The organism is Pseudofrankia coriaricola (assembly GCF_001854805.1).
Taxonomy (GTDB): domain Bacteria; phylum Actinomycetota; class Actinomycetes; order Frankiales; family Frankiaceae; genus Pseudofrankia.
The window spans coordinates 14,829-28,053 of the sequence record NZ_MBLO01000239.1; the positions used below are offsets into that span (position 1 = coordinate 14,829).

At 70.7% G+C, this 13,225-nt stretch carries 11 protein-coding genes; 3 read left to right on the top strand and 8 right to left on the bottom strand.

All coding sequences use genetic code 11. The annotated features are described in order from the left end of the window. Nucleotides 1-91: 91 nt before the first annotated feature. From BCD48_RS32090 to pstS, 8 genes are all read right to left on the bottom strand, one after another. On the bottom strand, nucleotides 92-1,582 hold the full coding sequence (locus BCD48_RS32090; RefSeq protein ID WP_198543482.1) for a VWA domain-containing protein: 1,491 nt from the start codon (nucleotides 1,580-1,582) through the stop codon (nucleotides 92-94). Next, nucleotides 1,579-3,045 (bottom strand): hypothetical protein, encoded by a 1,467-nt coding sequence (locus BCD48_RS32095; protein WP_071052142.1) that lies wholly within the window; start codon nucleotides 3,043-3,045, stop codon nucleotides 1,579-1,581. The genes BCD48_RS32090 and BCD48_RS32095 overlap by 4 nt, the downstream gene beginning before the upstream one ends. Then, nucleotides 3,046-3,462 (bottom strand): hypothetical protein, encoded by a 417-nt coding sequence (locus BCD48_RS32100; RefSeq protein ID WP_241842161.1) that lies wholly within the window; start codon nucleotides 3,460-3,462, stop codon nucleotides 3,046-3,048. A gap of 208 nt (nucleotides 3,463-3,670) precedes the next feature. Further along, nucleotides 3,671-4,612, bottom strand: a complete 942-nt coding sequence (locus BCD48_RS32105) for a response regulator transcription factor (RefSeq protein ID WP_083419516.1) — start codon at nucleotides 4,610-4,612, stop codon at nucleotides 3,671-3,673. A gap of 2 nt (nucleotides 4,613-4,614) precedes the next feature. Further along, nucleotides 4,615-5,391 (bottom strand): phosphate ABC transporter ATP-binding protein PstB, encoded by a 777-nt coding sequence (pstB, locus tag BCD48_RS32110; RefSeq protein WP_071052144.1) that lies wholly within the window; start codon nucleotides 5,389-5,391, stop codon nucleotides 4,615-4,617. A gap of 121 nt (nucleotides 5,392-5,512) precedes the next feature. Continuing rightward, nucleotides 5,513-6,574: a phosphate ABC transporter permease PstA gene (gene pstA / locus BCD48_RS32115; RefSeq protein ID WP_071052145.1), complete on the bottom strand. Its 1,062-nt coding sequence runs from the start codon at nucleotides 6,572-6,574 to the stop codon at nucleotides 5,513-5,515. Then, nucleotides 6,571-7,782: a PstC family ABC transporter permease gene (locus BCD48_RS32120; RefSeq protein ID WP_071052146.1), complete on the bottom strand. Its 1,212-nt coding sequence runs from the start codon at nucleotides 7,780-7,782 to the stop codon at nucleotides 6,571-6,573. Before BCD48_RS32120 ends, pstA begins: the two co-directional genes overlap by 4 nt. A 322-nt stretch (nucleotides 7,783-8,104) precedes the next feature. Continuing rightward, nucleotides 8,105-9,226, bottom strand: a complete 1,122-nt coding sequence (pstS, locus tag BCD48_RS32125) for a phosphate ABC transporter substrate-binding protein PstS (RefSeq protein ID WP_071052147.1) — start codon at nucleotides 9,224-9,226, stop codon at nucleotides 8,105-8,107. 672 nt (nucleotides 9,227-9,898) lie between these two features. On the opposite strand from pstS, the gene BCD48_RS52605 reads away from it, so the two are divergent. The 3 genes from BCD48_RS52605 to BCD48_RS32140 all read left to right on the top strand — a co-directional run bounded on the left by BCD48_RS52605 (nucleotide 9,899) and on the right by BCD48_RS32140 (nucleotide 13,081). Continuing rightward, complete coding sequence (locus BCD48_RS52605) at nucleotides 9,899-10,327, top strand: hypothetical protein (RefSeq protein WP_071052148.1); 429 nt, start codon at nucleotides 9,899-9,901, stop codon at nucleotides 10,325-10,327. Between the two features lie 128 nt (nucleotides 10,328-10,455). Then, nucleotides 10,456-11,862: a proline--tRNA ligase gene (gene proS / locus BCD48_RS32135; protein WP_071052149.1), complete on the top strand. Its 1,407-nt coding sequence runs from the start codon at nucleotides 10,456-10,458 to the stop codon at nucleotides 11,860-11,862. A 355-nt stretch (nucleotides 11,863-12,217) separates the two neighbouring features. After that, nucleotides 12,218-13,081, top strand: coding sequence for an amidohydrolase family protein (locus tag BCD48_RS32140; RefSeq protein ID WP_071052150.1), 864 nt, complete (start codon nucleotides 12,218-12,220; stop codon nucleotides 13,079-13,081). The last annotated feature ends 144 nt before the right edge of the window (nucleotides 13,082-13,225 follow it).

Genomic DNA, 13,225 nt, shown 5'->3' on the forward strand with positions numbered 1-13,225 from the left:
TCATCTGCGTCGGGCCGGAACAGGCGGGAGGGCGCTCCGCGCCCGACGGCTGGCGCGGTGGCGGGCGCGGAGCGTCCGTCACGCGCCAGTCTCAGGCGAGGAAGCTCTTCAGCTCGACGACGAGCTTGCGGACATGACCCGAGATCACCGGCGTGCCCAGGTCCTTGAACCGGTCGCGGAACCAGGGGTTCACGCTCTGGCGGCCGGAACTGTTCACCGAACCGACCGGGATGAACCGCACGCCCGACCGGTGGACCGCCTCGATGCCGTCGAACAACGGCTGGGACCGGTCGAACTCGTAGAAGTCCGAGATCCACACCATGACCGTGTTCCGCGGATCGGCGATCTTGGGGCGGGCCATGGCCATCGCGACCGGACCGTCGTTGCCACCCCCGAGGCTGGTGCGCAGCAGGACCTCGAACGGGTCGTGCACCCAGGGCGTGAGGTCGAGCGCGCGGGTGTCGTACGCGATCAGGTGGACGTCGACCTTGGGCAGGCCGGCGAAAATCGATGCCAGGATGGTGCAGTTCACCATCGCGTCGACCATCGACCCGGACTGGTCGACCACGACGATCATCCGCGCGGGCGTCGTGCGCCGGGCGGTCTGCCGGTAGTACAGCCGGTCGACGTAGAGGCGCTGGTCCTCGGGGTTCCAGTTGGTCAGGTTCCGCCAGATCGTGCGGTTCAGGTCCAGGTTGCGGTACACCCGCTTCGGCGGCACCGAACGGTCGATCGTCCCGACGCTGGCCTTCTCCACCTGGGTGCGCAGCACCTCGGCGACCTCGTCGACGAACCGGCGGATCAGGGACTTCGCGTTGGCCAGCGCGACACCCGACAGGTTGCTCTTGTCACGCAGCAGCTGCTCGATCAGGGACATGCTCGGCGTGAGCTGGCTGGCGAGGGCGTTGTTCGCCAGCACCTCGCGCAGGTGCATCCGGCGCACGAGGTCGGCCTCGATGTCGCCGAGCACGCCGCCCAGCCCGGCCGCCGCGTCGCCGGCGCCCGGTCCGCCGAGCGCCTGCCTGAGCCAGCCGGCATCGCTCTGCCAGCCGGCAAGCCGGGCGGCCGTGACGCCGCCCGACCCGGTCGCGAACACGCCCAGCAGCAGCTTCGACATCACCGCGGCGCTGCGCACCTCCGCCTCGCCGACGATCGCTCCGGTCTCGACGGTGGCCCCACCGACGGCACCACGTCCGGGCGCCGCGTCGGCACCAGGCGGCTCGGCACTGGGGCCGGCGTCAGCGTCGGCGTCGGCGTCGGCCGCGTGTGGCTCACCGCTGCCCGGCGGTCCCTGCTCATCGCCAGTCGTGCCCTGGCGTTCTAGCAGGCCCTGGATCTGTCCGGCGAGCGCGGGGAAACGCTGGACGATGGTGTCGACGGACACGGTCGGGTCGAGCAGCGCCGCCGGCAGACCGAGATCCTCGACGACGGCCAGGCTGGCCGACTCCAACGCCGGCTGCTCGTCCGGGGCGAAGATCCGGGCCAGCAACCGCCAGTACAGGACCTGGCGACGGTTCTCGCGCGCCGCGGCGGCCGCTTCCTCGGCCTCGGCCTGGGCTGTCATGTTCGGGACGGGGTTCATCGGCGCAGCAACCGTCCGGCCCGCTCGCGCAGCACGGCGACGGCGTCACCGTTCTTGGCCCGTGCCTTCGCGATCTTCGGATCGGTGGCGCCGAGCGCCCAGTCGCCGGCGTGCGCCGTCACCGGCTTCCTCTTGACGACGGCCTGAGCCGCCAGCGGCCGAAGCCACCACCGGCCGTCGTCCCAGCGCAGCAGCCCCAGGCAGGCCGACGAGGCGGCCAGCAGGGCCGGCGTCAGCGGGCCGAGGCTCGACGCCGGGTCCACGGTCGGGTCGGCCTCGACGACCAGCGCCGTCCCGGCCAGGTCGAACGTCAGCGTCTGGGTGGCCTCGTCCGACGCGGTCGTGTACCCCTCGACCAGAACCGGCTCGGCGATCCGGACCGGATGCCGGTCGAGCGGCGCGGGCGCCGGCGCGACCGCCTCCGCCAGCCGCACCCGGGCGGTGACGAACGGGTCGGCGGCGTCACCGAGACGGGCGGCGTCCTCCCGCCAGACCAGGTCGCCGCTGCCCAGCGACACCATGTCCGCGATCTCCAGCGCCCGATGCTCGGCGAGTGCGCCCAGCAGCACCGGGTAGTCCGCGAACAGCCGCCACAGCGCCGGCCCTACCAGGGTGTCGACCTTCGCGACGGTCACACCGGTGCGCACGAGCCGGGGCCGCCCGTCCACGCCGCCTTCCGCGGCAGGTTCCAGGACGGCGTGCACCTGGACCCGCGCGGCGGTGTCATGCTCGGCCACCTCCACGCCCAGCGGCAGGAGCCGCCCGGACACCAGGCCCGCGCCCTGGCCGCCGGCTGGCCCGGCCGGCGGTGACCAGTCGCCACGCCACGCCAGCAGCTGCGCGCGCGCCCACAGATCGGCCCAGCGCCGGACCGGCGGGCCGGAGGCCGTCCCGGCCTGGCCGGACGCGCGCAGCTCCGCGGCCAGCCCGTCGAGCAGCACCGCCAGCCGGCGCAGCCCCGGCTCGGCCAGCACGGCCTGGCGCGCCTGGGCCGACGACGAGACAACGTCCTCGTCGACACCACGCCAGCCGGTGACAGCCAGCTCGCGCAGCCAGGAGCGGCATCCGGCGAGCGCCGGTTCGCGGCCCGGCGGCCGGGGCGCCACGGCGGGTTCCCCCGCCGGATCCCAGTCCAGCCTGGCCCGGCCCAGAGCTCCGTCGAAGCCGGCGAGCACGGCGTCGTGCGCGGCGCCCAGCACCGCGGCCCGCGCGCCGGCGAGCGTGACCAGCGCCTCATCGGTGACCGAGCCCGCCAGGACCTTCTCGGCGGCGTCGCGGACGGCCGGACCCATCGGCGTCGCCGCCACCGCGCCCGCCAGGGCGGTGAGCGCGTCACCGCGGACCGCGTCGAGCCGCCCGAGGCCTTCCACCAGGGCGTCGTCGAAACCGTCGACCAGGGCGAACGCCTCCGCGACCCCGGCGGAGGCCGCGCCGGCGAGCGCGTCGAGCTGCGTGGCGAGCATCTACAGGACCGCCCGTCCGGCCGGGAACCAGTCCAGCTCAGGGACGGGCAGGGCGACGTCCGGCAGCTCCAGGTAGCCGAGGTGGCGCAGGAAGCCGCTGAACACGGAGGCCGCCTCGAGCCGCGCGCGCTGGCCCCGCATGCGCGACACGACGTCGTCGGCGGACATGGCGTCCTCGGCTCCGTCGACGCGCAGGTACCGCGCCACCCGCCCGCCGCCGTACTGGAGCACCGCGGCGTCGACCAGCGCGCGCAGGTGGTTGCACAGCCCGGTGCCGGTCAGCCCACCGCAGGGACGGTTGTTGTTCGTGCCGCAGCTGTACTCGTGCGTCCCCGCGACGATCGACGAGACGTACACCCGCTCGATGTCCGAGCCGCTCGACACGACTCCCCGCAGCCGGCCGTCGGCCAGCTCCACGAAAGGCACCTTCGCCAGCGCCCGTGGCCCGACGGGCGGCACCACCCGCCCCACACCGCGCCGGCGCGTGTCGCGCCCCTTCGCACTGTCAGCACCCACCGCGCATCGACCTCCGCCGGCCCGACGACTCGTCCCGTCTGCCCGCTACTTCTATCGCGGCGGTCTGACAGTTCTCGGCGGACGTTCCTGGGCAGACGAGGACGGATCGTCAGGGCAGGCGGTAGCGGTAGCCGACGCCGCGGACGCTCTCGATCGACCAGGGGGTCTCGGCGGTGTCGCCGAGGCGACGGCGCAGGCGGCGGACGTGGACGGCGAGGGTGTTCGAGTCCATCTGGGAGGTACCCCAGACGAGCTCCAGCAGGCTCTCACGCGGCACCACGCGGCCGGCGCGCTCAAGCAGCACCCGCAGGAGCCGGAACTCCCGAGGCGGCACCGCCACCGGCACACCGTCGACCCGCACCTGGTGCGCGCCGATGTCGAGGGTCACCGTGCCGACCCGGAACACCTCCGGGTCGACCTCGCCAGCATGGCCGGCTCCCGCGCGGCCGCCGACCCAGCTGGCGACGCCCAGGCCGGCGGCGTGCATGCCGTCGGCCAGGACCGTGCCGGCGGCCGGCGTGATCGCGTCCGCCGGCGGGCCGGCCAGCGCCAGAACCTCGCTTACCAGGTACGGCTTGGCCACGCAGGCGCTCGCGCCGGCTTCCAGCCCGGCCGCGGCCTGCGCGCGGTCGTCCGGACCGAGCCCGAGCAGGATCGTCATCTCGCCCCGGCCGCGCATCGCCCGCAGTGCGCGGACCACGCCGATGCCGTCGAGAACCGGCAGCGTGGCGCTCACCAGTACCGTGTCCGGGCCAAGCCGGCCCGCCTCGAGGAGGGCTAGCGCCCCGTCGCTGACCACCCGGACCTTGAGGCCCCTGGCATCGAAGGCGGCGACAAGCTCGTCGTCCGGGTCGGCGTCGGCGATGAGCACCAGCCCAGCGGCCTGGCCGGGCGACGCGGCCGTCCCGGCCGGGGTCACATGACCCGCGCCGGTAAACCGCACCGATTGGCCCGGCGCGGTGACGGGGGCGAGTGCCCCCGCCACCGCGGGGGCACTCGCCGCCGTGGCCGCCGGCCGGCGCGTGTCGGCCGGCTCCGGCGCGGCGGGCATGCTCAGCCGAACCGCCCGGAGATGTAGTCCTCGGTCCGCTTCTCGGTCGGGCTGGTGAAGATCTTGGTGGTCTTGTCATACTCGATGAGCTTGCCGGGCTGGCCGGTCGCCTCGAGCGAGAAGAACGCGGTCGCGTCGCTCACCCGGGAGGCCTGCTGCATGTTGTGGGTGACGATCACGATCGTGTAGCTGCTCTTCAGCTTCGCGATGAGGTCCTCGATCGCCAGCGTCGAGATCGGGTCGAGCGCGGAGCACGGCTCGTCCATGAGCAGCACCTGCGGCTCGACCGCGATCGCGCGGGCGATGCAGAGCCGCTGCTGCTGGCCACCGGAAAGGCCGGCACCCGGCCGGCCGAGACGGTCCTTGACCTCTTCCCACAGGTTGGCGCCGCGCAGCGACTCCTCGACCCGCGTGTCGAGCAGCGACTTCTTGCGGGTGCCGTTGAGCTTCAGCCCGGCGACGACGTTCTCGTAGATGGACATCGTCGGGAACGGGTTCGGGCGCTGGAAGACCATGCCGACCTGGCGGCGCACGTTCACCGGGTCGACCCCGGCCCCGTACAGGTCCTCGCCGTCCAGCAGGACCTTGCCCTCGACGCTCGCGCCCGGGATGACCTCGTGCATCCGGTTCAGCGTGCGCAGCACGGTGGACTTGCCGCAGCCGGAGGGGCCGATGAACGCGGTGACGTTCTTCGGCTCGATGGCGAGGTTCACGCCCGCTACGGCCTTGAACTTGCCGTAGAAGACGTTCAGCCCCTGGATGTCGATTCGGGTGGCCATTGCTACCTCTGCTACCTGAGCCGTCGAGGCTCGGTCGACGCGAACGGGGTCCCTCCCAGGTCGGCTTGGCCGACCTCGGAGCTCGTGATTCGGTTTGCGGAGACGTTGCTCATCGAGCCGGTCAGACCTTGGTCCGGCGCGCGATGAAGCGCGCGATCAGGTTCAGCAGCATGACAATGATGATCAGAGTGAGCGCGGCCGACCAGGCGCGGTCAACGGCCCAGCTCTGCGGCTTCTGGGCCTCGGTGAAGATGTACAGCGGAAGCGCTGACTGGTGACCCGAGAAGGGGTCGTTGTTGATGGAGTCGTTTCCGAAGATCGTAAGCAGCAGCGGCGCAGTCTCACCCGCCACTCGGGCGATGGCCAACATGACGCCCGTCACAATGCCTGGCAGCGCCGTCGGGATGACAACCTTCAGGATCGTGCGCCACCGCTCGACCCCGAGCGCGAAGCTGGCCTCGCGCAGCTCGTTCGGGACCAGCTTGAGCATCTCCTCGGAGGAGCGGACCACCGTCGGGATCATCAGAATGATCAACGCCAGCGAGCCGGCGAACCCGGTCTGCGGAGCACCCAGGACGATCAGGTAGAAGGCGTAGATGAACAGACCGGCGATGATCGACGGCAGGCCGGTCAGCACGTCGACGAAGAAGCTGATCGTCCGGCTGATCCGGCCGCGGCCGTACTCGACCAGGTAGATGGAGACCAGCACGCCGAACGGCACCGCGATGAGGCTCGCGAGGGCGATCTGCTCCAGGGTGCCGATGATCGCGGCGTAGGCGCCACCGCCGTGGTCACGGGCGCTGACGCCCCGCATCGAGTGGGTGAAGAAGTCGTAGTCGAAGCGAGCGGCACCCTTGCTGATCACGGTGACCAGTACGGCGACGAGCGGGACCATCGCGAGCAGGAAGGCCCCGATGAGCAGCGTCGTCGCGAACCGGTCCCTGGCCCGCCGGCCACCCTCGATCAGGCTGGAGGCGATCGTCTGGCCGGCCGCGAAGAGCAGCAGCGAGAGCAGAAGGATCTGGATCTCGCTGTCCATCGGGGTGGCGAAGTACAGCAGCAGGGAGACGCCGACGGACACGACGGCGATCACCGGCAGCGCGAAGGCGGGCAACTTGTTGCCGTGCAGGCGCAGCTTGTCGGTGACGGGGGCGCCCTCGGGCGCCGCTGTCAGGGTGCTCATGACGCGGCCCCAGAGAACTCGGCCCGGCGGGCGATGATGGCCCGCGCGGCGATGTTGACCAGCATGGTCACGATGAACAGCACGAGACCGGACGCGATCAGCGCGCCGCGGCCGGTGTCGTTGGAGTCGCCGAAGCCGTTCGCGATGTTGGCGGCGATCGTGTTTCCGGCCGGCTCGAGGAAGTGCACCGAGATACCGAACGACGCGGGCAGGACCAGCGCGACCGCGATGGTCTCGCCCATCGCCCGGCCGAGGCCCAGCATCGAGGCGCTGATCACGCCCGGCTTGCCGTAGGGCAGCACGGCGGTGCGGATCATCTCCCAGCGGGTCGCCCCAAGCGCGAACGCCGCTTCCTTGTGCGCGATCGGGACCTGCTTGAAGACCTCTCGCGAGATGGCCGCGACGATCGGCAGGACCATGATGGCGAGAACGATGCCCGCCACGAAGATCGACCGGCCGACCTGCCCGCTCGGGGTGCTGAAGATGCCGATGTCATCGGGCGCGTCGGCGATTCCGGCGATCAGGGACACGACGACGCCAAGCACCACGCCCAGAGTGATGGGCGTACCCACGGAGCTGCTGCCCGTGGGCGCGGCGCGGCGGATCAGACCGAAGGCCAGACCCAGGATGGCCCCACCGAGCGGAGTCCACGGGAACCAGGGAAGGTACTGGCTCAGCCAGAGCTGGGTGCCGTTCATGTGCGGGGCCAGGATCGCCAAGCCCCACAGGCCGTAGATGACGCTGGGCACGGCCGCCAGCAGGTCGACGATGTAGCCCAGCGCGTCACCGACCCGGCGGGGCGCGTAGTTCGTGATGTACAGGGCAATCCCGACGGCCACCGGCACCGCGATGATCATCGCGACCGCGGCCGTGACGACCGTGCCGAACAGCAGCGCGGCGATGCCGAACCGCGGGTTGCCGCTCTCGTTCGGGAACCACGTCTCGGTGGTGAAGAAGTTCGCCTTGTTGTCGCCCAGCGCGTCCGTCGCCTTGAGGACGAGGAAGAGCGCGATCGCCGCCATGAGCGCCAGCAGCAGGAAGCCGCAGAGGCGCGTCACGTTCTTGAAGGTCGCGTCGGCGAAGCTGACCTTCGCCTTGGAGCGTGGACCGGTACTGGTACTTGTACTGGGAGGGGACTCACCGCCGCCAGTCCCCCCTGGCTCGGACGGCGCCGAGCCGGCCGTCTGGGCAGCCGGTTCCGTGGTCATCGTCCCCTCCTGATCATCTGGTTCCGAGACTTGTCATCTGGTTCCGACTCTCGGTGTCACGCCCGAAACACGGGCCTCGTCCACCACGGGTTCAGACTCACCGGCCTGTTCCGGCCGAGTCGCCGGGACCGTGGAGGCGTCCAAGACGTCGACTGGGACCGACAAACGTGGCGAGCCGCGGCCGGGGCGATCACCCCGGCCGCGGCCGCATCAACACACGCGCGGGCCGAACCGGCCCGGTTCTCCCGCCGGATGCCCGTTCACCGACCGACCATCGGCGCGGTCGTGGGCATCCGGACGGAGGTCACCTCAAGGCCGAAGATCAGCCGAGGGTGGCGACGACGCCCTGGACCTTGGTGGCCACCGTGCTCGGCAGCGGCGCATAGCCCAGGTCGGCGATCGAGGCTTGGCCCGCTTCGGACGAGGTGTAGGTCAGGAAGGACTTCACCAGGGCGGCCTTGGTGGCGTCGAGGCCCTTGGTGCAGACGATCTCGTACGAGACCAGGTACGCCGGGTAGGCACCCGGGGTCGCGGTCGTGTAGTCGAACTTCAGGACCAGGTCGTTGCCCGCGGCGGTGGTGGCGGTGGAGATGCCCTTCGAGGCGCCGTCCGTGCTCACCTCGACGAACTCGCCGGCCGCGTTCTTCAGCTGGGCGGTCGACAGGCCCGAGTTCTCGGCGTACGACAGCTCGACGTAGCCGATCGCGCCCGGGGTCGACTTCACCGTGGAGGCGATGCCGTCGCTGCCCTTGGAGCCCTGGCCGCCCGGAGCCTTCCAGTCAGAGCCGTTGCTGAAGGTCCAGTCCGAACCGCCGGCACCGGCCAGGAACTTGGTGAAGTTGTCCGTGGTGCCCGAGCTGTCCGAGCGGTGCACCGACGCGATGGTCGTGTCCGGCAGAGAGGCGCTGCCGTTGTCAGCCTTGATGGCCGGGTCGTTCCACTTGGTGATCGCGCCCGAGAAGATCTTGGCGACGGTCCCCGGCGACAGCTTGAGGTCGCTCACGCCAGACACGTTGTAGACGACCGCGATCGGGCCGACCACCATCGGGATGTCAACGACCTCGCCGCCGGTGCAACGGGCCGCGGCGGCGGTCTTCTGGTCATCCTTGATCGCGGAGTCGGAGCCCGCGAAGTCGACCTGCTTGTCGATGAACGACTGGCGGCCGGTACCCGAGCTGGACGACGCGTAGGCGACGGTCGTGCCGCTGCAGGCGTCCTGGTACGCCTTGATCCACTCGTCCATCGCGTTCTTCTGCGCGGACGAGCCGCCACCGCTGATGGACCCGGTGGCGCAGTCGATCGCCGACGCGGCCCCCGCGGACGCCGACCCGCTGGCCGGAGTGGTCGGCTCGTCGCTGTTGTCGTCCGAACCACACGCCGCGACGCTGAGCAGTGCCGCGACGGCCATGCCGGCGGCGGCGGACTGACGCTTGCCTACCTTCACGAGTAGCCCTTCTCTGTGGCGCCCAGAGGCGCCTGCCCCCAGCGGTCCCGTCCGGACCACCGGTGGAACATCGAAGCGGCCCACAGTGAACCGGAAATGAACAAACCCGAACACAAACCGGACACACACCGGAACAGCTACCCGTTTGAGTTGATCCAGGGCCGAGCCACCCAAGATCGCCAGTAATCGCTACGAACCGTGACAGTTTTCTACCAGTTGGTGTGCAGGCGGACTACGTGACGACCACACTCACGCCGGCCGTCCGCGCTCGCGCCTTCCACGTCCCCATCTGTTCACTCCCGGTCGAGAGCGACAGCCACCACCATCTGGTAGTTCTCGCCTCCGACCCACAGGGCCAACATGAAGATCGCCGTTCAACTACGGAAAGAAACCAAGCATGAGTCAAGCGCTACTCGACGCCCCATCTGTCCGGACATCACCCATCACCCCTCGTCCGTCCCGTCCGATTGCTGTTCAGCAAGGCTGCGGTTGCTGACAGCATTCGTCCTGTAGCCATGGGTGATGGGTGACGGCTGGCCCGGCCACGCTCGCGCCCCGGCACAGGAGCCGGGGCCAGAACGAACGTTCGCCTGGCCTCGACGACGCGGATCGCGGCCATCGGCTGGCGCCAGCCGGGCAGCGGGCAGGCAGAGGAACAGAAGGAGGAAGTGCATGGAGGACACCGCCATCGACGTCGGTGACTTTGACGCGACCAACCCGGGCAACCCGGGCGGATCTGGCGACAAGGGTGGTTCCGACGCCGTGGACCCCGCACCGGAGCCAGGCCATCTCGCCGAGCTGCCCCGCTCGCTCGCAGAGGTGACCAGCACCGACAACGGAAACGTGGTCGAGCACCGGCTGCTGCTCTCCCCCGGAGCGACCGCCGCCGAAGTCACCGCGGCGATGGTCCTCATGCCGCCCGCGACCGCCCTGATGAGCCACCACGCCGGCATGGAGATCCTGCTCGTCTTCCGCGAGCCCACCCGCCCGTCCGCCAGCGCCACCGTCTGGCCGCACGGCGCCGATCCCACGGCCGCGGAGGCCCGAGCGGGGGACGACGACCGGAACCGGCACCCCCCGACAGCCAGACGGCCCAGCTAGACAACCCGGGCAGACCACCCGGCCAGACGACCCGGCCGGCGGCGGCGGGACCGTGCCGGCTCCCCGCCGCCTGCGCGGCTGACGAGGGCAGCCGCCGGAATGGCTACCCAGGGCAATATCGTGGGGGCGTGGCCGTGCTGACGCCTCGTTCTGAGGACTTCCCCCGCTGGTATCAAGACGTGATCGCCAAGGCCGAGCTAGCCGACAACGGCCCGGTCCGGGGGTCCATGGTGATTCGACCGTACGGCTACGCGATCTGGGAGCGGATGCAGGCCGACGTCGACGCCCGGATCAAGGCCGCCGGCGCGGTGAACGCCTACTTCCCGTTGTTCATCCCGGAGAGCTACCTGCGTCGGGAGGCCCAGCACGTCGAGGGGTTCAGCCCCGAGCTCGCCGTCGTGACCCACGGCGGCGGCAAGGAGCTGGAGGAACCGGTCGTCGTCCGGCCGACCAGCGAGACGGTCATCGGCGAGTACATGGCCAAGTGGACGCAGAGCTACCGCGACCTGCCGCTGCTGCTCAACCAGTGGGCGAACGTCGTCCGCTGGGAGCTGCGCCCGCGCCTCTTCCTGCGCACGAGCGAGTTCCTCTGGCAGGAAGGCCACACCGCGCACGCCGACCAGGCCGACGCCGCCGCCTACGCCCGCCGGATCGCGCTCGAGGTCTACCAGGACTTCATGGTGTCGACCCTGGCGCTGCCGGTCTTCGTCGGACGCAAGACCCGCAAGGAGCGGTTCGCCGGCGCGATCAACACCCTCACCTGCGAGGGCATGATGGGCGACGGCAAGGCGCTGCAGATGGCCACCAGCCACGAGCTCGGGCAGAACTTCGCGCGCGCCTTCGACATCGACTACCTCGGAGCCGACGGCGCCCGCCACCTGGCCTGGACGACGTCCTGGGGCTCGTCCACCCGGATGGTCGGCGGCCTGATCATGGCCCATGGCGATGACGCGGGACTGCGCATCCCGCCGCGGCTCGCGGCGACCCAGGTGGTCGTGCTGCCCGTCCGCGACGACGAGAAGGTCGTCGCCGCGGCCGCCCAGATCACGGCCGAGCTCAAGGCGGCCGGGGTGCGGGCGTCGCTGGACGCCCGGCCGGGGCTGTCCTTCGGCCGGCGGGTCACCGACTGGGAGCTCAAGGGCGTGCCGGTCCGGGTCGAGATCGGCCCGCGCGACCTGGCCGCCGGAAATACCACCCTGGCTCGCCGCGACACCGGCGAGAAGTCGACCGTGCCGCTGTCGGAGGCGGCCGGCCGGGTGCAGGCGCTGCTCGACGACGTCCAGGACAGCCTCTACCAGCAGGCGCTGGCGCTGCGCGACTCGCGCACCACGGACGTCACCTCCCTGGACGAGGCCGTCGAGGCGGCCGCCACCGGCTTCGCTCGCCTGCCGTGGCGCCTGGTCGGCGAGGACGGCGAGGCGCGCCTGGCCGCCGAGGCCCTCACCGTCCGCTGCATCCAGAACCCGGACGGCACCCTCCCGGACGGCACGGACGACGCCGACGACCTCGTCTGTCTGGTGGCCCGCTCCTACTGAATTTTCTGGTTCGCTCCGTCCGGGCACGGCGCTCCGGCCCCTCACTCGCTTCGCTCCCGAGGGACCTCCGCGCCGTGTCCTCCTCCGCGAACGGGCGCTCCGGCGACCTCGCTGCGGCCCGGCCCCGGTCGCTTCGCTCCGGGGCCGGGCCTCCGCGAGGCGCGCCTCCGCGCCCGCACGGTCACCCGCCGCTGAACGTCATGAGCTCGCCACCAGGTAGAACATCGTTTCTATCAGAAGCGACAACGCTAGCAACAGGGAAGCGGCGCTTCGGCCCCGAACACCTTGACTCTCGTGAAACCGAATTTCAGACTGAGCGTCGAGATCTGATCGAGAGCAGGGTGGAGGACGCGCGATGGCCTTTCCGACCGGAGTCCCGATCATCGACACGATGATCGGTTTCCTGCAGCCGGGCAGCTCGCAGTACGACTTCATCCGCCGCCAGCTCAAGGACGCCGAGTCCAAGGCGTTCGAGTTCCCGGCGCAGTACATGTTCAAGAACGTCCCGCACGACCTGCCCACGGACGACCCGGTCAGCGTGACGCTGCGCGAGATGGACCGGTTCGGGATCGAGAAGGGCATGATCGGCTGCGCCGGCGAGTCCGCGCGGTTGGCGCTGAAGCAGTTCCCGGACCGGTTCGTGCCGAGCGGCAACCTCAACGACCCGAACGACGTGATGGGCACCGTCCGCTCGATCGTGCGGGACTACGAGGAGTTCGGCATCCGCGCGGTGGGCGCGTTCCCGTCCGGCGTGTTCCCGCAGGTCGCGATCAACGACGAGAAGATGTACCCGGCCTACGCCAAGTGCGTGGAGCTGGGGATCGCGGTGTTCTGCTGCGCCGGCGTCCCCGGCCCGCGGCTGAAGTTCGAGCCGCAGCGGGTCGAGCTGATCGACCAGGTGATGTTCGACTTCCCCGACCTGGTCTTCGTCACCCGGCATGGCTGCGAGCCGTGGACCGACCTCGCGGTGAAGCTGCTGCTCAAGTGGCCGAACCTGTACTACTCGACGTCCGCGTTCGCGCCCAAGCACTACCCGAAGGCGATCATCGACTTCGCCAACACCCGCGGCGCCGGCAAGATCCTCTACGCCGGCTACTTCCCGATGGGTCTCTCGCTCGAACGGATCATGACGGACATGCCGAACGTGCCGTTCCGCGATGACGTCTGGCCGAAGTTCCTGCACGAGAACGCCCGCAAGGTCCTCAGGCTCGACGCCTGACCGCGCGGCTGCCGGCCGCGCCGCACGTGGGGCCTGGTGGCCGCCATGGTCGGTGCCACGCCCGTGCCCGCGCCGCCGGACCTGATACCCACGCCAGGGCGCAGCGCGCCGGGCGGACCAGCTTGAGACTGCGAGGAGAGTCGT

Excerpts from the sequence above, each read along its gene's own strand:
- BCD48_RS32090 (WP_198543482.1), bottom strand. The coding sequence starts at position 1,582 with ATGAACCCCGTCCCGAACATGACAGCCCAGGCCGAGGCCGAGGAAGCG.
- BCD48_RS32095 (WP_071052142.1), bottom strand. The coding sequence starts at position 3,045 with ATGCTCGCCACGCAGCTCGACGCGCTCGCCGGCGCGGCCTCCGCCGGG.
- BCD48_RS32105 (WP_083419516.1), bottom strand. The coding sequence starts at position 4,612 with ATGCCCGCCGCGCCGGAGCCGGCCGACACGCGCCGGCCGGCGGCCACG.
- pstB (WP_071052144.1), bottom strand. The coding sequence starts at position 5,391 with ATGGCCACCCGAATCGACATCCAGGGGCTGAACGTCTTCTACGGCAAG.
- pstA (WP_071052145.1), bottom strand. The coding sequence starts at position 6,574 with ATGAGCACCCTGACAGCGGCGCCCGAGGGCGCCCCCGTCACCGACAAG.
- BCD48_RS32120 (WP_071052146.1), bottom strand. The coding sequence starts at position 7,782 with ATGACCACGGAACCGGCTGCCCAGACGGCCGGCTCGGCGCCGTCCGAG.
- BCD48_RS52605 (WP_071052148.1), top strand. The coding sequence starts at position 9,899 with ATGGAGGACACCGCCATCGACGTCGGTGACTTTGACGCGACCAACCCG.
- BCD48_RS32140 (WP_071052150.1), top strand. The coding sequence starts at position 12,218 with ATGGCCTTTCCGACCGGAGTCCCGATCATCGACACGATGATCGGTTTC.